General features: G+C 64.4%; 13 protein-coding genes and 2 tRNA genes. 4 read left to right on the forward strand and 11 right to left on the reverse strand.

The genetic code is table 11. The features are described from left to right. Positions 1–142: 142 nt before the first annotated feature. From VSR68_RS18845 to VSR68_RS18855, 3 genes are all read right to left on the reverse strand, one after another. Complete coding sequence (locus VSR68_RS18845; RefSeq protein ID WP_342941266.1) at positions 143–1,315, reverse strand: glycosyltransferase family 4 protein; 1,173 nt, start codon at positions 1,313–1,315, stop codon at positions 143–145. 351 nt (positions 1,316–1,666) lie between these two features. Beyond that, positions 1,667–1,753, reverse strand: a tRNA-Leu gene (locus VSR68_RS18850). Between the two features lie 232 nt (positions 1,754–1,985). Beyond that, positions 1,986–2,072 (reverse strand) — tRNA-Leu (locus VSR68_RS18855). 345 nt (positions 2,073–2,417) lie between these two features. Here VSR68_RS18855 and rnr point away from each other — a divergent pair. The 4 genes from rnr (at position 2,418) to rpiA (ending at position 7,496) form a co-directional block, all read left to right on the forward strand. Then, entirely contained in the window at positions 2,418–4,874 is a 2,457-nt protein-coding gene (gene rnr / locus VSR68_RS18860; RefSeq protein WP_342941267.1) for a ribonuclease R, read from the forward strand. Between the two features lie 105 nt (positions 4,875–4,979). After that, positions 4,980–5,723 carry a 23S rRNA (guanosine(2251)-2'-O)-methyltransferase RlmB gene (gene rlmB / locus VSR68_RS18865; protein WP_342941268.1) on the forward strand — a complete coding sequence of 248 codons (744 nt, stop codon included), beginning with the start codon at positions 4,980–4,982 and terminating at the stop codon, positions 5,721–5,723. A gap of 46 nt (positions 5,724–5,769) precedes the next feature. Next, positions 5,770–6,660 carry an N-acetylmuramoyl-L-alanine amidase gene (locus tag VSR68_RS18870; RefSeq protein ID WP_342941269.1) on the forward strand — a complete coding sequence of 297 codons (891 nt, stop codon included), beginning with the start codon at positions 5,770–5,772 and terminating at the stop codon, positions 6,658–6,660. Between the two features lie 140 nt (positions 6,661–6,800). After that, positions 6,801–7,496: a ribose-5-phosphate isomerase RpiA gene (gene rpiA, locus VSR68_RS18875; RefSeq protein WP_342941270.1), complete on the forward strand. Its 696-nt coding sequence runs from the start codon at positions 6,801–6,803 to the stop codon at positions 7,494–7,496. Between the two features lie 126 nt (positions 7,497–7,622). Here the strand turns inward: rpiA and VSR68_RS18880 are convergent, their stop codons facing one another. The 8 genes from VSR68_RS18880 to VSR68_RS18915 all read right to left on the reverse strand — a co-directional run bounded on the left by VSR68_RS18880 (position 7,623) and on the right by VSR68_RS18915 (position 20,403). Then, complete coding sequence (locus VSR68_RS18880) at positions 7,623–8,882, reverse strand: glycosyltransferase family 4 protein (protein ID WP_342941271.1); 1,260 nt, start codon at positions 8,880–8,882, stop codon at positions 7,623–7,625. 122 nt (positions 8,883–9,004) lie between these two features. Further along, positions 9,005–10,174, reverse strand: coding sequence for a glycosyltransferase family 4 protein (locus tag VSR68_RS18885; RefSeq protein WP_342941272.1), 1,170 nt, complete (start codon positions 10,172–10,174; stop codon positions 9,005–9,007). 211 nt (positions 10,175–10,385) lie between these two features. Next, positions 10,386–12,755 (reverse strand): polysaccharide biosynthesis tyrosine autokinase, encoded by a 2,370-nt coding sequence (locus tag VSR68_RS18890; protein WP_342941273.1) that lies wholly within the window; start codon positions 12,753–12,755, stop codon positions 10,386–10,388. Positions 12,756–12,780: 25 nt separating this feature from the next. Beyond that, a complete protein-coding gene (locus VSR68_RS18895; protein WP_342941274.1) occupies positions 12,781–14,007 on the reverse strand; it encodes a polysaccharide biosynthesis/export family protein in 1,227 nt (408 codons plus the stop codon). Positions 14,008–14,040: 33 nt separating this feature from the next. Continuing rightward, positions 14,041–14,973: a glycosyltransferase family 2 protein gene (locus tag VSR68_RS18900; protein WP_342941275.1), complete on the reverse strand. Its 933-nt coding sequence runs from the start codon at positions 14,971–14,973 to the stop codon at positions 14,041–14,043. Positions 14,974–14,993: 20 nt separating this feature from the next. Beyond that, complete coding sequence (locus tag VSR68_RS18905; RefSeq protein WP_342941276.1) at positions 14,994–16,391, reverse strand: undecaprenyl-phosphate glucose phosphotransferase; 1,398 nt, start codon at positions 16,389–16,391, stop codon at positions 14,994–14,996. Positions 16,392–16,405: 14 nt separating this feature from the next. After that, the gene (locus VSR68_RS18910) at positions 16,406–17,137 is read right to left on the reverse strand and encodes a Crp/Fnr family transcriptional regulator (protein ID WP_090861816.1); all 732 of its coding nucleotides are present in this window, start codon (positions 17,135–17,137) and stop codon (positions 16,406–16,408) included. 629 nt (positions 17,138–17,766) lie between these two features. Next, positions 17,767–20,403, reverse strand: coding sequence for a glycosyl hydrolase 2 galactose-binding domain-containing protein (locus VSR68_RS18915; RefSeq protein WP_428983534.1), 2,637 nt, complete (start codon positions 20,401–20,403; stop codon positions 17,767–17,769). Between the last annotated feature and the right edge of the window lie 52 nt (positions 20,404–20,455).

Here is a 20,455-nt window from a genome sequence, read left to right on the forward strand (position 1 = left end):
GGACAGGTGAATCAAATGAATTAATAGTCAGAATATTGAAGGCTATTTGAAATGAAATATTATTTTTTTGAAGTGAAAGGTTCCAGTCTGAATTCGGCCTTTCTAATGCCCATTTCTTGCTTTGCGTATCGCGCCAGACAGGTCAGACGGATTTGAGATGCTGCTCGTAGAGGGCGGCCGTCTTTTGCGCCATGCCTTCCTGGGAAAAAAGCGCGCGGCCGCGTAAAGCCGCCACAGCCGACGCGCGCTCGCGAAGTCGCGCGTCGCATACGAGCGGCTCGAGTATGCGATCGAGCGTCTCGGGGTCGTCGAACGGCGTAATGAAGCCCGATTCGCCGTCGACGATCTGGTCTCGCGCGCCGCCGCTCGGCGTGCGCACGGGCAGCAGACCGGCGCACATCGCCTCGGCGACCACCAGCCCGAAGCCTTCATAGCGGCTTGGCAGCACGAAGACGTCGCTCGCCCAGTAGACGGCTGCGAGATCTTCGACGAAGCCCATGAAAGTGAAGAGATGCGCGGTGTCGGCGTGCTGCAGCGCGTACTGCCTGATCTCGCTCTCCTGATCGCCCGAGCCGACGAAGACTACCCTGAACTTCGCGTCGGGGCGACGCGATTTCAATGACCGTGCCGCGTCGATCAGCAGGTCGTGACCTTTGTTCCACGATAGCCTGCCGGCGAGCAGGAGGATGCATTCGTCGTCGGCGAAGCGCAGCGCGCGGCGTGCCGCGAGGCGTTCGTCGGGCGTGGGTAGCCGATACGTGTCGGAATCGATGCCAAGCGGAATGTGCATGACCTTGCGACTGGCAATACCGACGTCGTCGCGCAGCCAGTCGCTGATTTCGAACGAGGTGGCGATCAGCGCGAACGGGCGTGTCGCGTTCAGCAGGAGCCGGTATTTGACCGATTGCTGGCGGCGGCGCGCCTGCGATGCGATCTCGTGAGGCTGGCTGCTGTGGATCGACGGATGAAACGTTGCGAGGCATTGGGCGCCCGTCAGCAAACGCAGCAGCGCTGCGCAAGGCAACGAAGAGAATCCGTGGCCGTGCAGGATCGCGATGTCGAACGCCCGAATGACGCGATAGCAACGTGCGATATGCGCGGCTGACGGCAGCATCGTGTTGAGCCCGTCGATGATCTCCCAATGCGCGACCATCGACCGGATGCGGTCATAGCGCATTTTCGATTGGGCGTCGAAGTGAACGTGGCCGCTGATGACGACGACCTTCCAGCCATTTGCAGCGAGTGCCCGTATCAGCGTCTCGACGTGTGACGATACGCCGTCGTTGCAGTACATCGCCCTCAGCAGGAAACCCACGGTTTTCGCCCCAGCCGGCATCGACATCCTCCCGTTCCCCACGCGCTCGCAGGTTCGTTCGTCATTGAAGCGTGAACGTCGTAGGAGGTCGGTTTGCTAGCGCACGCATGCTCTCGTGGGCGAGAGAAGTGCCTGTCACTATTCGTGTGCGATGGGCGGGCGCAAAAGCTAAAAAACCCCGCAGGCGGCTTGCTTGCGGGGGTTTTTGTTTTTGCAGTGAGAGCGTGGCGCTCAAGAGAGGACTCGGTCAGCAAGCGCAGCCTTTCGAGTCCTCGCGCAAAGCGCGCAGGCGCTTTGCTTCCTGGGCCGGAAATGAAAAAAGGCCGGCATTTGCCGACCTTTTTAAATACGTGGTGCCCAGGAGAGGACTCGAACCTCCACGGTGTTGCCACCGCTAGGACCTGAACCTAGTGCGTCTACCAATTCCGCCACCTGGGCACGTCTCAAGCTAGACCGCTATTGTAGCGAGAAGAATCTGCGTGTCAATCGGTATTTCGAAAAACGCTTCATCTTTTCGCCTGGTTGTTCGCGCATCAAATGACTCAATGCGATTCGCCAACCAACCGACCTGCAACTTCCGCAACGCGCTACACGCGGTTCAGGAACCGCAGCACGACGCGCTGCTCTCACAACAATGAAAAACCGCCCGAAGGCGGCTTTCATTTGAATCTGGTGCCCAAGAGAGGACTCGAACCTCCACGGTGTTGCCACCGCTAGGACCTGAACCTAGTGCGTCTACCAATTCCGCCACCTGGGCAAGGTGCGTTTGAAGCAGAGACAGCGATTATAGCGTGTCGACGAACCGTGTCAAGCGTTTCTCGAAAACGTCCGCGCGGCACGCGCGATGCGCATGAACACGCCGCGCGCATGTCGCGCAATCGCCCGCCGGGCGGCGCGTGGCGGGCGAGACGGGTGTTAGAATCCCTGCAATAGAAAGCTGGCACGGCGCATGGGCCCGTCGCGCGCATGACGGGCAACCGGGGCCGTGCCGTCGTCTTCCGTCAGATAGAGCAGTCGCAGTCAAGAGTGCAGTTGCAGTCAGATAGAGCAGCGTCATCACACCGCCGACGTCCACGCAACGAGAACAATCATCGACAAGCCCTTGAGCAAATATCCGTATCCGATTCCAAGCCGCGAAGAAATCCTCGGCGTGCTGCGCACGAGTGAAGCGCCGCTTGCCGCGAACGACATCGCCGAAGCACTGTCGATCAAGCGCCAGGAGCGCGAAGGGTTCTTCAAGCGCCTCGCCGCGATGGAGCGCGATGGCCAGATCAGACTCGATCAGCGCGGGCATTATCAGCTGACCCATCCGTCGAACTTCGTCGCGGGCCGCGTGCAGGGCCATCGCGACGGCTACGGTTTTCTGATCCGCGACGACGGCCAGGACGATCTGTTCCTGCCGACGGGCGAAATGCAGAAGGTCATGCACAACGATCGCGTGCTCGCGCGCATCGTCGGCTATGACCGGCGCGGGCGGCCCGAAGGCCACATCGTCGAGGTGACGGACCGCGCGAACAAGCGCGTGATCGGGCGCCTGCTGAACGAGAACGGCGCGCTGATCGTCGTGCCCGAAGAGAAGCGCATCGGCCACGACATCCTGATCACGCAGAACACGAAGAAGGCGAAGGTCGGGCAGGTCGTGGTCGTCGAGCTGACCGATTTTCCGAGCCGCCATTCGCAGCCGCTCGGGCGCGTCGTCGAAGTGCTCGGCGATATCGACGATCCCGGCATGGAAATCGAAATCGCCGTGCGCAAGTACGGCGTGCCGCACGAGTTCGGCCAGGCCGCGCTCGACGATGCCGCGAAGCTGCCGGACGAAGTGCGTCCCGCCGACATCAAGCATCGCGTCGACTTGCGCGACGTGCCGCTCGTGACGATCGACGGCGAAGACGCGCGCGACTTCGACGACGCCGTCTACTGCGAGCCGATCAAGGTCGGACGCGGCGAGGGCTTTCGCCTGATCGTCGCGATCGCCGACGTGTCGCATTACGTGCTGCCCGACAGCGGCCTCGATGTCGATGCGATCGAGCGCAGCACGTCGGTGTATTTTCCGCGCCGCGTGATTCCGATGCTGCCGGAAAAGCTGTCCAACGGACTCTGCTCGCTCAATCCGCAAGTGGACCGCTGCGTACTCGTGTGCGACATGGTGATCACCGCGCGCGGCGAGATCAAGGCGTATCAGTTCTATCCCGGCGTGATGCATTCGGCCGCGCGTCTCACGTACACGGAAGTCGCCGCGATCCTCACCAACACGAAGGGCCCGGAAGCCACGCGCCGCGCCGCGTTGCTGCCGCAACTGCAGCATCTGTACGGCGTCTACAAGTCGCTGTTCGCCGCGCGCCAGAAGCGCGGCGCGATCGACTTCGACACGACGGAGACGTACATCGTCTGCAATGCGCAGGGCAAGATCGAGCAGATCGTGCCGCGTCACCGCAACGACGCGCACAAGCTGATCGAGGAATGCATGCTCGCCGCGAACGTCTGCGCGGCCGACTTCATGAAGCGCAACAAGCACCCGGGCCTGTATCGCGTGCACGCGGGGCCGACGGCGGAGCGCCTCGAAAACCTGCGCACGTTCCTGCGCGGCATGGGCCTCACGCTCGGCGGCGGCGACACGCCGCACGCGAGCGATTACGCCGCGCTGATGGCGCACATCCGTGATCGCCCCGACGCGCAGATGCTTCAGACGATGCTGCTGCGCTCGATGCAGCAGGCCGTCTACAGCCCGGACAACATCGGCCACTTCGGTCTCGCGTATGAGGCGTATGCGCACTTCACGAGCCCGATTCGCCGCTATCCCGATCTGCTCACGCATCGCGCGATCTACGCGATCCTGCAGGGCCGCAAGTACGAGCCGAAGACGCCGCACGGCGTCGAGCTGAACACGGCGCTTTCGCCGCGTGCCCGCGCACTGCAGGCCGAAGACGAAAAGCGCGGCGGCCGCAGCCGTCCGAACACGGCGATCTGGGAAGAACTCGGCTTGCACTGCTCTTCGAACGAGCGCCGCGCCGATGAGGCATCGCGCGACGTCGAAGCATGGCTCAAGTGCTACTTCATGCGCGACAAGCTCGGCGAAGAGTATGGCGGCATGGTGAGCGGCGTGACGTCGTTCGGCATCTTCGTGCAGCTCGATGCGCTCTTCATCGAAGGGCTCGTGCATGTGACGGAACTCGGCTCCGATTACTTCCAGTACGACGAGATCAAGAACGAACTGCGCGGGGAACGCACGGGCATTCGCTATCGCCTGTCGGATCGCGTGCGCGTGCAGGTGAGCCGCGTCGATCTCGACGCGCGCAAGATCGACTTCCGTCTCGTGCGCGATCTGCCCGTGAAGCCGCAAGCGCATCGCGCGACGTCGGCGGAGAAGGCAAGCGATCTCGGCGGTCCGCGCGTGCGCTCGATCGAACGCGCCGAGCCCCTCGACGGCGCGCGCCGCAAGAAGGCCGCGCCTGCACAGACGGCGGCCGTGAAGGAAGCGCGCGCGGCGCGCAAGGCGGGCGCGTCGAAGAAGCGTCCGGCGTCGAAGTCGTCCGCGAAGCCCGCGCGCAAGAAGCGTTGATTCTGTTGTAACGCCGCCGCGTTTTCACAGCGCGCGGCGCCCGTTCTCATCGGGCGCGCCTCAAACGTTTTCGCCGGGCGCGCTCATTCAAAGGTTGTTTCAGTCATGTCACGTCTCAAGGTTCTCTACGGTTTTCACGCGGTGACGGCACGCTTGCGTCACGATTCATCGACGGTCGAAGAAATCTTTTACGACCAGTCGCGCCGCGATCGCCGGATGAACGAGTTTCTCGCCGTGGCGAAAGAGGCGGGCGTGCGTCTGATCGCCGCCGATGAAACGCGCCTGTGGGGTCTCGCGCATACGGAGCGCCATCAGGGCGTCGTCGCGCGCGCGGGGGACCTGCCGCTCGCGCAGAACCTGTCGGAACTGCTCGACGGGATTCAGGGCCCGGCGTTGCTGCTGGTGCTCGACGGCATCACCGATCCGCACAATCTCGGCGCGTGTCTGCGCGTCGCCGATGCGGCAGGCGCGCATGCCGTGATCGCGCCGCGCGATCGGGCCGTCGGCCTGAACGCGACGGCGGCGAAAGTGGCAAGCGGCGCAGCCGATACGGTGCCGTACATCACCGTCACGAATCTTGCGCGCGCGTTGCGCGAGCTGAAGGATGCCGGCGTGTGGGTCGTCGGAACGGCAGGCGATGCGACGGCTTCGTTGTACGAGACGAAGCTCGATGGGCCCGTCGCGCTCGTGATGGGCGCGGAGGGCGAGGGCATGCGCAGGCTTTCGCGCGAGACCTGCGATGAGGTGATGCACATTCCGATGGCCGGCTCGGTCGAGAGCCTGAACGTTTCCGTTGCTTCGGGCGTGTGCCTGTTCGAGGCCGTGCGGCAGAGGTCGGTGAAGAAGTAACCGTCACGATGCGAAGCCACGACCGGGGCCGTCGCGTTCGGATCTCATGAATCGACAAGCTGCTTTCCAGATAGAAGCCGTTCGCCGCGCGGTCGTCGTTGCGCTCGCGGCGCTCGTCACCGCCGCGTGCACGACGAACATCGTCGAGCGCGGCACCTATTACGCCGACATCTCTCGCCACGCGCAGTACGCCGACACCCGCATCCGTTTCCTCGTGATGCACTACACCGAAATCGACGAAGCGCAGTCGCTCGACGTGCTGACGAACGAGCAGGTCAGCGCGCACTACGTCGTGCCGGATCATCCGCGCGAGAAAAGCGGCGAGCCCATCGTGTGGCAGCTCGTTCCCGAGTCGCAGCGCGCATGGCATGCGGGCCTCAGCTACTGGCAGGGCACGACGGAACTGAACGCCGCGTCGATCGGCATCGAGAACGTGAACGTCGGCCCCATCGATACGCCGCAAGGCCGCACGTGGCAGCCGTATCCGCCTGAGCAGGTCGACGCGATGATTCGCCTCGCGAAGGATATCGTCACGCGCTATGGCATTCCGCCGACGCGCGTCGTCGGCCACAGCGATATCGCGCCGCAACGCAAGATCGATCCGGGGCCGCTCTTTCCGTGGAAGCAGTTGTACGACGCGGGCATCGGCGCATGGCCTGACGACGCGACGGTCGCGAAAGAGCTGGCGGGCCGCGATCCGCATGCGAGCGCCGACGTGCGCGCGCTTCAGCAGAAGCTCGCGCGCTATGGGTACGAAGTTGCGACGGACGGCGTGCTCGACGACAAGACGCGCCGTGTGTTCGCAGCGTTCCAGATGCACTTTCGTCCCACCGACTATTCGGGCGATCCGGACGCGCAGACCGATGCGATCGCGCAGGCGCTGCTCGACAAGTACATGCCGCAGGCGGCGTCAGAACCGGGCCAGCCGGCGCCATGAACGCGATGAGTGCCATGAATGCACGTCGCGCGCGATGTGCTCGCGCACGACATCCCTGACGAGTCGAGAGCAAGAAATCCGGCTTCGCGCGCCGACTCCGGTAAACTTGCGCTTTTCCGCCTGCTCGGCATTTCCTCACCATGACTCAAGACGAACTCAAGCAACTGGTCGGCCAGGCTGCCGCCGACTACGTCCTCGCGAACGTACCGGAAGGCGCAGTGATCGGCGTCGGCACCGGCTCGACAGCGAACTGCTTCATTGACGCGCTGGCCGCGCACAAGTCGCGCTATCGCGGCGCCGTGTCCAGTTCCGTCGCGACGACGGCGCGCCTGCAATCGCACGGCATCCAGGTTTTCGATTTGAACGACGTCGAATCGCTGCCCGTGTACGTCGACGGCGCCGATGAAATCGACCACAGCGGCGCGATGATCAAGGGCGGCGGCGGCGCGCTCACGCGCGAAAAAATCGTCGCGTCGGTGTCGGAGAAATTCGTGTGCATCGCGGACGCGAGCAAGCGCGTCGATGTGCTCGGCCAGTTTCCGCTGCCCGTCGAAGTCGTGCCGATGGCGCGCACGGCGATCGGCCGACGCATCACGGCGATGGGCGGCGTGCCCGTCGTGCGCGTGACGAAGGACGGCTCGCCCTATATCACCGACAACGGCAACGAGATCATCGACGTCAAGGGGCTGCGGATCAGCGATCCGCGCGCGGTCGAAGCGCAGATCAACGCGTGGCCGGGCGTCGTGACCGTGGGCCTGTTCGCCGCGCGCGGCGCGGACCTGTGTCTGCTCGGCACGGAGAAGGGCGTCGAGACGATCGACTACTCGCGAGTCTGATCGGCCCGCATGAATACGCATCCGGTGCGTACCTGATGCGCCCGTAACGAGCACATGACACGCGCGCTGCCTCGCGTTCGAGCGAGGCGGCGCCGCTCCGACGACCCTCCAGCAACGCTCCGCACCTCACACCGCAACGTCTCCAATCGCGCGAGACATCTGCCGCAAATACGCATCGAGCGAGAAATTCCGTAGCGCATCGGCGCGCCCTTGCGCCGCGAGTCGTTGTGCGAGCATCGGATCATCGCGCAATGCGCGCATTGCCGCGACGAGTTCATCGACATTGCCCGGCTCGACCAGCCATCCGTTCTCGCCGTGCGCGACGATCTCTTTCACGCCGCCCGCCGCCGTCGCAATGACCGCGCGTTGCGCCATCATGCCTTCGACGATCACGCGTCCAAACGGCTCCGCTTCCGTCGACGTATGCACGATCACGTCCATCGCGCTCATCCATGCGGGCACGTCGTCGCGGAAGCCCGCGAAGTGCACGCGTTCGCCGACGCCCAGCGCCTGCGCCTGGCGATGCAGTTCGCGCTCGTACTCATGCTCGCCGAAGAGCGCCGCGCCCACCAGCACGAGATGCGCGCCGGGCAACCGCGCGAGCGCCGCCAGCGCGACGTGTTGGCCTTTCCATGGCGCGAGGCGCCCGAACAGGCCGGCAAGCCACGCGTCTTCCGGCAAGCCGAGACGACGGCGCAGCGCCGCGCGGTCTTGCGCATCGGGCACAGCGAAAGCAGCCGCATCGATTCCGTTGTGGACGACGCGAACGGGGTAATCAGGACGCAGCGTCAGTGAAACGAGTGCATCGGCCGATGCGCGCGAGTTGGCGATCACATGATCGACAGCATGCAGCGCGAGCCAGCGGACGATGGTCAGTTGCATCCGGCCGAAGTGATCGCGCGACAGAATGTCGTGCAGATACCAGACGATGGGACGCCCGTGCAGCAGCTTGCCGAACGCGCCCAGCACGAGCGCTTTCTGCGAGTTGAGGAACACGAGATCGTAACGGCGAGCCTTGCGCGCGATCGACACCACCTGCGCGGCGATTGCAGGCAATGCGCCTAGCCATGCGAAGCGGAGCGCATCGCGGCGCACGCCGGAAACGCGCGCATTAGCCGACACATCGACGGATACGCCCGCGCTCTCCAGACGCTCGCGAAACGGGCCGTCTGACAGCAGCAACACCTTGCCGCGCGCAGCCCAATGACGCGCGAGCGGCAGCAGCGCGAATTCTGCGCCGCCGAGTTCGCCGCTCTGATCGATGAACAGCACAGTGGGTGACTTGTTCTCGAAGGCCGCTTCTGCGTGCGGCGTTTCGACGTGCGCGACGCCTTGCGCAACGATGTCGCCGATGACGGCGGCGTGAGTCGGATCAGATGGAGTCATCTCGCAAGCGCAAACAGGTGGTGGCGTCATTATTTGCCGCGCTTCGCGGCGGCACTGTTGGACGGCACACGCAGACACCCCATCGGCGCGATGTGTCGAGGCAACCGACCTTCAACCGAGCTTCAACCGATCTTCAGGCGGAGCCTGTCGGCCGCTTCGTGATCGAACGGCTGGGGCTGCGCATGCGCGGCGACCGTCCGCATCACTTCGATCATGAACGCGCGCCGGAAGATCGCCGATGAAAAACGCTCGGCATTCGTGCGGCACGCCTGTGCGGTGATATCGGCGTCGTGCTTCTCGAACAATGCAATGGCCGCGTGCATCGAAGCCACCGTCTGTTCATGGAAGTGCACGCCCGTTGGATACGGCTCGCCATATGGAATCACGGTTTCGAGCGCGCCGCCCTTGCCATACGCGATCACGGGCGTGCCGCATGCCTGTGCTTCGACGACGGCAATCCCGAAGTCTTCTTCGGCGGCGAATACGAACGCGCGGGCGCGCTGCATGTGATCGCGCAGCACGTCGAACGGCTGATAGCCCATGATCGTGATGTTGGGCTTCGCCTTCGCGCGAATCTCCGCCATCTGCGGGCCGTCGCCTATCACGACGAGGCGCCGCTCGGGCGTGGCCGCGAACGCTTCGACGATCAGGTCCATCCGCTTATACGGCACCATCCGCGAAGCCGTCAGATAGAAATCGTCCTTGCTCGCGTGCATCTCGAATGCCTGCACGTCGACGGGCGGCGGCACGACGGCGGCCTCGCGCCGGTAGGTCTTCATGATCCGCCGCGCGACGAAGCGCGAATTGGCGATCAGCTGATCGACGCCGTTCGCGGTGCGCGCATCCCAATTGCGCAGACGATGCAGCACCAGACGCGCCGCCCACGAACGCGGGCCGCTCGTCAAACGCGCTTCACGCAGATATTGATGCTGGAGATCCCACGCGTAGCGGATCGGCGAATGCACGTAGCTCACATGAGTCTGGTCCGGGCCGACCAGCACGCCCTTCGCGACAGCATAGGAACTGGTGATGATGAGGTCGTATGCGGTCAGGTCGAACTGCTCGATCGCGAGCGGCATCAGCGGCAGATAGCCGCGATAGCGGCGCCGCGCGAAAGGCAGCTTCTGGAGGAACGAGGTCTGCACGGACTTGCCGCGCACGACCGACCGGTCCTCCAGAAAATCGACCAGACTGAACAGGTCGGCGTCCGGGAAGCATTCGATGATCTGCTGCAGTACTTTTTCCGCACCGCCGGACACGACCAGCCAGTCGTGGACGATAGCCACTTTCATGATGGCGACTCCTTACTGAGCGCACCTGATGCCGTTGAGAAAAAATAACCGGTTCCAGGTCGCGCGTAAGTGCGGGCGAGCACACACGACACGCTCGCAACACACGCCGGATGCACATGCGCACTGTGCGTGCGCAACGAAACAGGCCGCGCATTTCGTCGGACGACGAGATGCGCGGCCTGTTTGCAGGAGGCCTGAAAGGTTGCTGGTACTAGTCAGGCTTGTGGCTGATATCGAGCGCCGTGTACGCATATTTGTACTCGGTGCCGTCATAGCGTCCGCTGTGCTTAGGCGGAATCGCGTTCAGCACGCCGCCGATCACATGCGCGCGTGCGCGACGCAGCTTCTTCATCGACATGCGGATGTCGCGCTCGGTGTGCGCGCCCGAGCGGATCACGAGGACGGTCGCGCCCGCAACGTTCGAGATGATCGCAGCGTCGGCGGCCGCGAGCAGCGGCGGCGTATCGACGATCACGAGATCGAACTGCGCGGACAGCAGATCGAGCACCTCGGCGAAGCGGTTCGATGTGAGGATTTCTGATGGATTCGGCGGATAGCCGCCTGCCGCGATGAAATGCAGACCGGCCACACCCGTTTCGCGCGTCGCGACTTTCAGATCGACCTGACCCGTCAGCAGTTCGGTCAGTCCGCCGCTCGGCGAGCGTCCGAAGTAGTGTGCGAGACGTCCGCGCCGCAGGTCGGCGTCGATCAGCAGCACGCGCTTGCCGGACTCCGCGAAGAGCGTCGCGAGATTCGCGCACAGGAAGCTCTTGCCGTCCGAAGGGGCAGGGCTCGTGAACGCGACGATCCGGTTCGCGGCATCGATCAGACCGAATTGCAGCGACGCGCGCAAGCCGCGCAGGCCTTCGACGGCGATATCGAACGGATGTGTCTTCGACAGCAGCGTGCGCGTGGCCGCATACGGCGACGGAATGATGGTCTGCGTGTTCACAGCCTCGCGAACGGGCGCGCCCGTTTTCAGCGCGAACGATTTCGCGAGGCGCGTCAGTCCCGCCGGCAACTTGCGGGCATTGCCGGCCGGCAGCGTCGATGTCTTCGCCGACCCGGACAGCAGCATGCGGTCGCCGCGCAACTGCTGCTGGCTCATTGCAATCGCGCCGAAAATCGGCAGCTGAAAGCGGCGTTCGACGAACTCGGGGTCGGCGATGCCCTGGAAGAACGTGCGTCGGCAGAACGCGAACAGAATGCCGGCGAGGATGCCCAGCACCGTGCCCGCCGAGATGATCAGCGCGGGGTTCGGACGCACGGGCGACGAAGGCACCAGCGCTTCGTCGATGATATGCACGTTGCCCATCGTGCCCGCGCGCGTGATCGACAGCTCCTGAATGCGGTTGAGCAGCAGCACGTAGATTTCTTCGGCGACCTTGGCGTCACGTTGCAGCGACATCGCTTCGCGCTCGGAGCCGGGCAGCGTCTTGAACTGATCCTCGAAGCGGCCGCGCTCGCGCGTCATCGCCGAGAGCTGCGCGTCGACGGTTTTCACTTCCGGGCTGTCTTCGGTGAAGCGCGTGAGCAGCTGCGCGCGTGCAATGCGCAACTGCGCGATCTGCTTCTCGTACTCGATGCCGCCCGACAGATAGATGCTCGCCTCCTGAGTAGGCTGGAACGAGCCGCTGCGGCGCTGATATTCGGAAAGCGCCGTCTCCGCGCGCGTGACCTCTTCGCGCAGACGGGGCATTTCGCTGTTGAGGAACGACAGCATGTGGCTCGCTTCTTCCTGCGCGCTTTCCTGCCGGTGCTTCAGGTAGGACGCGGCGACGGCATTCGTGATCGCTGTGATCAGGCGCGGATCGGTGCCCATGTACGACAGCTGCACGATGCCCGTGTCGTGGCCTTTCTCGGTGACTTGCAGTCCGTTCGCGAGTCCCAGGACGGCGTCGAGCTGATTGAAGCGCATCACATGGAACTCGGTGCCCGGACGGGCGACGAGCTTCGTCACCTTCAGCGCGATGCCGTTGGCCTCGGCCTGCGTGCCGGCCTGACCCGTCAGCAGCGTTGCGCCGTTCGGATCGAGCAGCTGATAGCGGCCGTCGCCGAGCGCGCGCAGCGTCAGCATCGCGCCTTCCAGGCTCTTCGGAACCGAGAGCGAATCGACCGCGAACAACTCGCCGCCCCACGCATACGAGCGCATGCCGAAGAGCGCGTCGAGGGGATGCCCCGGCCGCGCGAAGATCGACGTCAGCTTGCCGAGAAACGGCATCGTGTTCGGCCACGCGCTGAAGTTCAGCTTGAACTGCTCGACGACGGGCTCGACCACCGCGCGGCTTTTCATGATCTCGACTTCGGCCTCGGTGTGCATGCCGCCCGACGGCACGAGCGCCGCCAGCTTCGAGTTGCCGCCGCCCGCATTGCCGCCGTTGCCGGAATCGACCTGCACGAGCGCATCGGCCGAATAGACGCGCACCTGGATGTGCGCGTAGAGCACCGAGCACGCGATCACCAGCGCCGCGATGCCGATGACCCACCAGATCTGCTCGATGATGATTCTCAGCAGATCGCGCATCACGGCATCTTCGTCGTTGCCCGGCGGAGCGTCTTCCATCATGTCATAGGTACTCATTGTTTTCTCCATCGCGTGGCGACGATCAGCGAGCGAGTTCCTTCGTGAAGAAGAGCGTTTGCAGCGCCGGCGTGATCGTGTCGAGGATGCGGTTGAAGCGCGCGACGCTCGCCACTTGCACGTACACCACGTCCTTCGGTTGCAGTTGGAATTTCGTCATCAACATGATCGCGTCGACCTGTGTCATGTCGAGCCTGTACACATCGGGCGCCAATGAGTTGTCGACGCCCGGTGACTTGTCGGCGCCCAGTGACTTGTCGACGCCGCGAATCACGTAGATCGAGCGGGGATCGGCGTTGCGCACATCGATACTGTTCACGCCCGCGATCGCGTCGGCGAGCGTGAGCTTGCCGCGGTTCATCGGCAGCGACGTGGGCTTGGCGACTTCGCCGAGCACGAACACGCGGCTGTTCGAGCGATCGGGGATGTCGACGAGGTCGCCGTCTTTCAGGATCACGTTCTGGTTCGGGTCGCCCGTTTCGAGCAACGAAGCGACGTCGACGCGATAGCGCACGCCGTTGCGCGTGATGCCCACGTCCTGCAGATCCGCGTCCGCCTGCGCGCCGCCCGCGCGATTGATCGCGTCGAGCACGGACAGCGGCAGGTCGGTGATCGATTCAGGCGTCGGATTGCGGACATTGCCCGTCACCTGCACGATCTGGCTGTTGAAGCCCGACACGCGCACGTCGATCTGCGGATCGCGAATGGTCTTGCTGATCGCCTTCGTCAAGAGTTGCTGCACGTCCCGCGTCGTCTTGCCGAGTACCTTCACGCGGCCCGCGCGCGGGAAGAAGATCGTGCCGTCGCGCGCGACGCGCACGGCAAGGCCGCTTTCGCCGCCCGTCGATGGCGAAAGCGCCGCGATCGTGCTGCCCTGCGGGGACGCCAGATTGCCCGGCGTCGCGCCGCCCGCCGCGCCCTGCGGGATGGGCGGCAGATTGGCGCCGCCGCCCGTCAGTTCCGGATGGTCCCAGACGATGATGGTCAACTGGTCGTTGACACCGATCCGGTAATCGTAAGTAGCGCGTTCCTCGGGAGTGAGGCACTTCAGCGGACAGACGGAAGGCTTCGCGGCCGCGCGCTCCTGAGCAAAGTAGGCGATATCGATCGGCGTGACCTCGTACTTCGGCGCCGCGTACTGCGGCTGCCGGCTTGTGTCGAGCCGGTCCGAATCGAGAAACGGTCCGGGCGCGAGCGCGCACGCTCCCAACGACACGCAGGTCAGCCCCGCGAGCAATGTTCTGATAGTCATGATCGCAATTCCCCCGTATGTGCCAGCGTTCCGCTAACGGATGGCTTCGTGCCACGCGCGATGCATCGCACGCAGTCCGACCCACCATTTGCGCAACGCAAGCGTGATGCTTTCGCCGCCTGCCGCGAGCGTCAGCGCGCGCACGAGACCGGGGTCCGCGCGATTGCCGATGAGCGTCACGTAGCCGACGAATGCCCAACGACCGATCGACGACAGGTGCTCGCACATGATCAGCCGCAGGTTGAACGACGCGTTATAAAAAGCCGTGGCATTGAAGATATGGCGCTGGTCCTCGTCGCCGCGCACGGCCGGGTAATGCTCGACAAGCAGGTCCGGGTCGTACACGAGCGTCCATCCGCGCCGGACGACATCCAGACAGAAAGCCATTTCGCAATGCACCTGCGCGCCGTTGCCGCGCAGACGCTGATCGAAACGCACCGGGCCGATGGCTTCACGGCGGAACGCCATGTTCACGGCCTTGAGCACCTGCACGGCGCGCGGCGCGCCGCAACCGATGTGATGGTTGCCGATCGCGCGTCCGTACCAGCGCACGAGACCGACCGATTCTTTTTGTCCCGTGAGAACCGCGTCGCGCTCGTGAACGATGTCCCGTCCGCCGATGCCGCCGAGCGCGCGATCGTTTGCAAACGCGGCATCGATACGCGCGATCCAGTCCGCGTGCGGCGCGGCGTCGTCGTCGGTGAAGCAGACGATGTCGCCCGTTGCGGATTCGATGCCGAGGTTGTACGCGGCCACGACGCCCGGGACCGTGACGTGCGCGACCTGCACGCGAATGCCGCGATACGTGCCGGCATGGCGCGTGAACCATTCGAGCGTAGGGCGATCGTCGGCGCGCACGATCACCACGACCTGATCGGGCCGCCTCGTCTGCGCGTCGAGCGCGGCGAGGCAGCGTGCGAGATCACCGACGCGTCGATACGTCGGCACGACCACAGAGACTTTCACGTTGAACCCCGTACCTTCTTTCAATACGCGTTGTGACCCACAAAGCCCTTGAATATCGTCATCATCACGATGCGCATGTCGAACCAGAACGACCAGTTGTGGATATAGAAGAGGTCGAACTTCACGCGCGCTTCCATTTTTTCGATCTTGCTGGTGCTGCCGCGATAGCCGTTCACTTGCGCCCATCCGGTGATGCCCGGCTTGATGCGATACCGGTACATGTAGCCGTACACCAGATCCTTGTAGAGGTCGTCGTGTTCGAGCGCATGCGGGCGCGGCCCGACAACCGACATCTGCCCGAGCAGCACGTTCACGAATTGCGGCAGCTCATCGAGGCTCGTGCGCCGCATGAACGCGCCGATCTTCGTCACGCGCGCATCGGATCGCGCTGCCTGCGTCAGTTGTCCATGCGATTCGCGATGCACGGTCATCGAACGGAACTTGTAGATCGAGAACGGTTGACCATCGATGCCCTTGCGCTCCTGCGTGAAGAACACCGGCCCCGGCGAGCTGAGCCGCACGGCAAGCGCAAGAATCGCGAAGACGGGCGCGAGCGCGACGAGCACGACGAGCGCGAACAGGCGATCGAATATCAGCTTCGGCCACATCTGGATCGACGAGACGGGCGTTGTATCGAGGTTGATCGTGGGCAGCCCGGCCACGCTGACGATCTCGTGATTGAACAGCGACAGGCTGCGCACGTCGGGCACGAAGCGCAGGTTCACGAAGTCGTGCTGGAACGTCCGGCGAAACCGGTAGATCACATGCTCATCGGAAAGCGGCAACGCGAGCCACACTTCGTTGATGTGCTCGTCGCGGACCTTCCTTGCGAACTCGTCGAGGTCGCGCAGCATCGGCAGTCGCCCGGTGCGCGCACGCTCACCCGTGTCGAGGATGTCACCCATGTCGGCGCTGGTGTCGAACAGGCACACCGGCTTGAAGCCCGCCTGCGGCGCGCGCTCGAGGCGCGCCACCAGCGTGCGGGTAAAGCCGGGCGCGCCGACGAGCGCGACCGTGCGGAAGTTCAGTCCGCGCCGGCGGACCATCCGCAATCCCAGATGCGCGCCGAACTTCGTCGCGAGAATCATCGCCCCGGAGATCACCGTCGCATACCCGAACCAGAGGCGCGACACGGTGTCCATCCGGTGCAGCGTGAAGACGAGGACGAGCCCGAGCGCGACCGCGACGAGCCATGCCATCGCGACGCGCCCGAGCATCACCGCGAGCGGCTTTCCGCGCCACGTTTCGTAGATGCCGAACGCGGGAAAGAGCAGCAGCACCAGCACGCAATTGAACGCGATCAGCAGCTTCTCGTTATCCGCGAGTTCGTGCGAAGCGGGAAACCGTGCCCAATGGGCGATGAGCGCGCCTGCAATCACGAAGATCGCGTCGAGGCAACGCGCAACGTTCCTGAACATAATGGAGCCTTAGCTCACACGGTTTCCGCTTGATGCAGGCGCGGCAGCAGACGATCGAATTCGCGTTTAACGAGGCCATAGCATTCGCATGCGCGGGCTTCGAGGCCCTTGCGGTCCAGCACGCGGATGTGGCCGCGGCTGTGATGGATCAGGCCGTCGTTGTGCAGCTTGCCCGCCGCTTCCGTGATGCCTTCGCGGCGCACGCCGAGCATGTCGGCGATCAGTTGCTGCGTGACGGAGAGATCGTCCGATGCGACGCGGTCGACCTCGATCAGCAGCCACCGGCAAAGTTGTTTGCTCAACGAATGATGTCGGTTGCAGGCGGCCGTCTGCGCGACCTGCGTGAGCAGCGCGTGCATGTAGAGCAGCATCAGGCGGCGCAAAAAATCGGAGCGCGCGAAGTGCTGGCGCAGCGCTTGTGCGGACATCCGGTACGCGAATCCCGAGCATTGCACCTGCACGCGGTTCGGCATCGTCTCGCCGCCCGTCAGCACGGGCACGCCCGTCATGCCTTCGCGGCCTACCGCGGCGATCTCGACGGAGCCGCCGTCTTCCATCGTCGACAGCATCGAAATGATCGCCGTGGTGGGGAAGTAGACGTGATGAATCCGCTGGCCGGAATCGCACAGCAGTTGTTCCGTGCGCAGATGAACGAGTTCCAGGTGAGGGGCAATGGCCTGCCACTCGTGGGATGGCAATGCGCCGAGCAAATGATTGCCGTGCAGGTCGGATTGAAGCGTTAGCATGATCGGTCCTCGCAAGAAGCCGCGCGCTGCACGACTCCCTTATTTTTTAACCCGGCGCTGTGCTTCTTTTTGGTTTGCCGCCTGGCTAGCGGCAAGAAGCGTACAGACCGGCCCCGTCAAACCATCCGCGAATGCGCCCGTTCAAGTTCTGTCATTCACGCTGGTGATCACTGCGCCGGGTAATTAGCGAGGACTGTGCCAATTGACCTGAAAACCAGCACTGATGCGGCGCAGCGACGCGGATAATGAAACCCAACGCCGCAGAACGTATCGTTTTGTTTCAGATTTGCACAATGGCATTTTTCAGAAGATTTGAGAAACGGCATTAACTTGTGGAGCGTAAGTCGCTGATTTGTCAGGAAGTGCGAATATCGCTGAAGGCGTTCGGCTAATGCGTTCAGGCCTGAAAGCCCTTTAATGAGTGATTTCCGGATAGAACGCGTTTTGATTCAGATGTGTTCCGTTCCTTTTGTGTGCTGGCGCACGGATAGCGATTTTGATCAAAGCCGGTTTTTTAAAGGCGCGAATGTGTCCGACAAAAGCCAACGCCCGCTGCGCAAGTGTTTGCGCGGGGCGCCATTACTTCAGCCAAAAGAATTGCGATGATTATTGCCGTGTGACGAAAACGTTTAGCGGTAGTAGACGGCGGCCATTGCGTTGATTGCGCGAACTTCTCCGTCGGGTGTCCGGTTTGTATCACCTGCGTGCAATGGGATCAGCGGAACCTTCACGGGCCGGCCCGGCGCGAGATGAAACCAGTCGCGCCGCGCGCGAAAGTGCGAATCGGCGATATGGACGAAGCGCGCGAAGCGGCGCGTTTCGATCACGAGCTGCCAGCCATCGGACGAGGCCTCGGGCGTCGCCGTGAGGCCGAGATCGTGGCGCTCGATCGCGCTGCGCTCCGGTAAATGAAAAGCCTCGGACAGCACCGCGCCGCGCGCGGCGTCGCGCAGCGTCACGATGGTCACGTCATGGGCGCGCGGGCCGAAGCGGTACGCTTGCGTGAAATCGAAGAACTGGCCGAGCAGATCGGCTGCGGCGATCCGCTCGGTGCGGCGCGCGGCCAGTTCGAGCGCGCGGCTCGCGTGTGCAACGCTGACTGCGCCATCGCGCAGGCAAACGATGTCGAGCTGAACGCTCAGCGTCTGATTCGTCTCATTGATGAGATGCACGTCGAGGCCGTTCAGCCCTTCGTCGGTGATGACGGCCTGCACGGGTTGCAGCACGCCCGCGAGCGCATGCCACGCGCTTTTCGGGCGTCCCGTCGCATCGATCACACCCCAGCCCGCGCCTGCCCGAAGGTCCTGCAACTGCCACACGAGCGCGCCGCCGCACGTCGAACCCGCGCGGCGCCATTCGCCGAACACGTCGGCGAACAGGTCCGCGACGATGGCACGCGACAGGTCGAGATAGTGCTGCGGGTCTTCGTAGCGCAGCCGTGACGGTTGCACGCCATAGAGCGTGCGCAGGTAGTGATCGCGCACGTCGTCGAAATCCCAACCCGCGCCCGGGTCGCGCGGCACCGCATTCTTCCAGCGCGGATCGTGCGCGTGGATCGTGCCGAGCGCATCGTGCAGCGTCGCGTCGTCGGGGACGTTCGCGAAGGCGAGGCACTCGGCCGCGAAGCGCACCTGCGCGCGGCGCGCGTCGTCGAGCGGACGCTGATACGCGCCTACACCGTAGTAATGGGTGATGCCCGTGCGCGTCGAGAAGGGCCAGGCGCCGCCTGTCGGTGAATGCGCGACGTAGGGCACGTCGGGCCGCTCGCTCGCGACGATGGCGGGCAGCCGTTCGGTGAATAGCGGCTGCACGCGCTGCGCAACCGGCAGGCCGAACATCGCGGCCTGCTGGTCGATCTCGCTGCCGCCGCACAGCACCGCGAGCGACGCGGCATGCCGCGTACGCGCGAGAAACTGCGTGGCTTCGCGCGCGACGGTTGCGATGAAGGCATCGTCGTTCGGGTAGTCGAAGTTCGCGAACGGGAAGTCCTGCCAGATCAGGATGCCGTGCTCGTCGGCGAGACGGTAGAACGCGTCGGACTCGAACACCATCGTGCCGGACACGCGCAGCATGTTCATTCCCGCATCGCGCACGAGTGCGAACGCCTGCGCGAGCTGTTGCGGCGAGCCGGCGAGCGTGACGAGGTCGGCGCTCGTCCAGCACGCGCCGCGGCAAAACACGGGCACGCCGTTGATCTTCAGCGCGAAGCCTTCGCCGTCGCCGCCGCGCGTGACATCGATCGTGCGAAAGCCGACGTGGCCCAGTTCGATATGCAGACCGGTCTGCGTATCGGCTTGCATACCGGTATGCATACCGGTCCGCCTGTCGCCGATGTGAACGGCAAGCTCATGCAGCGTCGGTGTGCCGTGCGTGTGCGGCCACCACCGCTCGACCTTCGGAATGCGCAGCGAGCCCGTCAGCGTGCGTTTTGACGCTTCCGCCGAGGTGTCCGCGCGCGAATGATCGGCGCGCCATTGCAATGGGGCTTCAACGCCCCCGCACGTCAGCGACGCGTGCGGCCCGGTCGCATCGCCGGCCTGCGGATGCACGAACGTAAGCGTCAGCGTGACGATGCCGTCGTCGCCGTCGAGCCGGGTTGTCACGTCGACGCGATCGATGGCGAACGGCGCGCTGCCGAGCAGCTCGATCGCGCGCCACGGACCGACGGGCTGCACCTGAGGGCACCAGCCCGGCATATAGCCGAGCAGCGTGGTGCGCACGTTGCGCAGCGTCGGCGGCGTGACGAGACGCGGCCGCCAGCGCGCGCGCGAGCGCCGCGCGCCGAGCGCGGGCGCGAGCGAGCGGAAGCACAGCGCGAGCGTCGCGTCCTCGTGCAGTTCGAACGCGATGTCGTGCGTGACGAACATCGAATCCGATGTGAGCAGCCGTTCGCCGTCGAGCCAGATTTCGACGAGCGTGGCGAGCCCGTGCAGACGCAGGCGCTGCATGCCACGGCCCGCGAGCCGCAGGCGATACCAGTGGTCGTCGTATGCGAACGCGGGCGCGCGCTCGATATCGAGCAGGCCCGCCGCGCGCCATGCCGATGCAACCGTGCCGGGCACCTGCGCGGGCAGCCAGCCGGCGTCGGGCAGGTCGGCGGGTGTCGCGCATGCGCCGGGGGGCGTCGTCACGCATTGCCAGCCGTGCGTGAGGGGCTGCGGCCAGCAGGATGCACGAAGGGCGTCGCCCGTATGGGCCGAGGTAGTGGAAGCGACGCTCGCGCGTTGCGGCACGAGCGCCAGGAGGTCGTTTGGCAAGGCGCGCACAGCGTGTTCCGTTGAGGCGGCGAACGCGCCCGCCGAGGCGCGCGGCTCGCCG

This window comes from Paraburkholderia phymatum (assembly GCF_038900715.1).
Taxonomy (GTDB): domain Bacteria; phylum Pseudomonadota; class Gammaproteobacteria; order Burkholderiales; family Burkholderiaceae; genus Paraburkholderia; species Paraburkholderia phymatum_A.

Excerpts from the sequence above, each read along its gene's own strand:
- VSR68_RS18895 (WP_342941274.1), bottom strand. The coding sequence starts at position 14,007 with ATGACTATCAGAACATTGCTCGCGGGGCTGACCTGCGTGTCGTTGGGA.
- VSR68_RS18870 (WP_342941269.1), top strand. The coding sequence starts at position 5,770 with ATGAATCGACAAGCTGCTTTCCAGATAGAAGCCGTTCGCCGCGCGGTC.
- rlmB (WP_342941268.1), top strand. The coding sequence starts at position 4,980 with ATGTCACGTCTCAAGGTTCTCTACGGTTTTCACGCGGTGACGGCACGC.
- VSR68_RS18910 (WP_090861816.1), bottom strand. The coding sequence starts at position 17,137 with ATGCTAACGCTTCAATCCGACCTGCACGGCAATCATTTGCTCGGCGCA.
- VSR68_RS18890 (WP_342941273.1), bottom strand. The coding sequence starts at position 12,755 with ATGAGTACCTATGACATGATGGAAGACGCTCCGCCGGGCAACGACGAA.
- rpiA (WP_342941270.1), top strand. The coding sequence starts at position 6,801 with ATGACTCAAGACGAACTCAAGCAACTGGTCGGCCAGGCTGCCGCCGAC.
- VSR68_RS18880 (WP_342941271.1), bottom strand. The coding sequence starts at position 8,882 with ATGACTCCATCTGATCCGACTCACGCCGCCGTCATCGGCGACATCGTT.
- VSR68_RS18905 (WP_342941276.1), bottom strand. The coding sequence starts at position 16,391 with ATGTTCAGGAACGTTGCGCGTTGCCTCGACGCGATCTTCGTGATTGCA.
- VSR68_RS18885 (WP_342941272.1), bottom strand. The coding sequence starts at position 10,174 with ATGAAAGTGGCTATCGTCCACGACTGGCTGGTCGTGTCCGGCGGTGCG.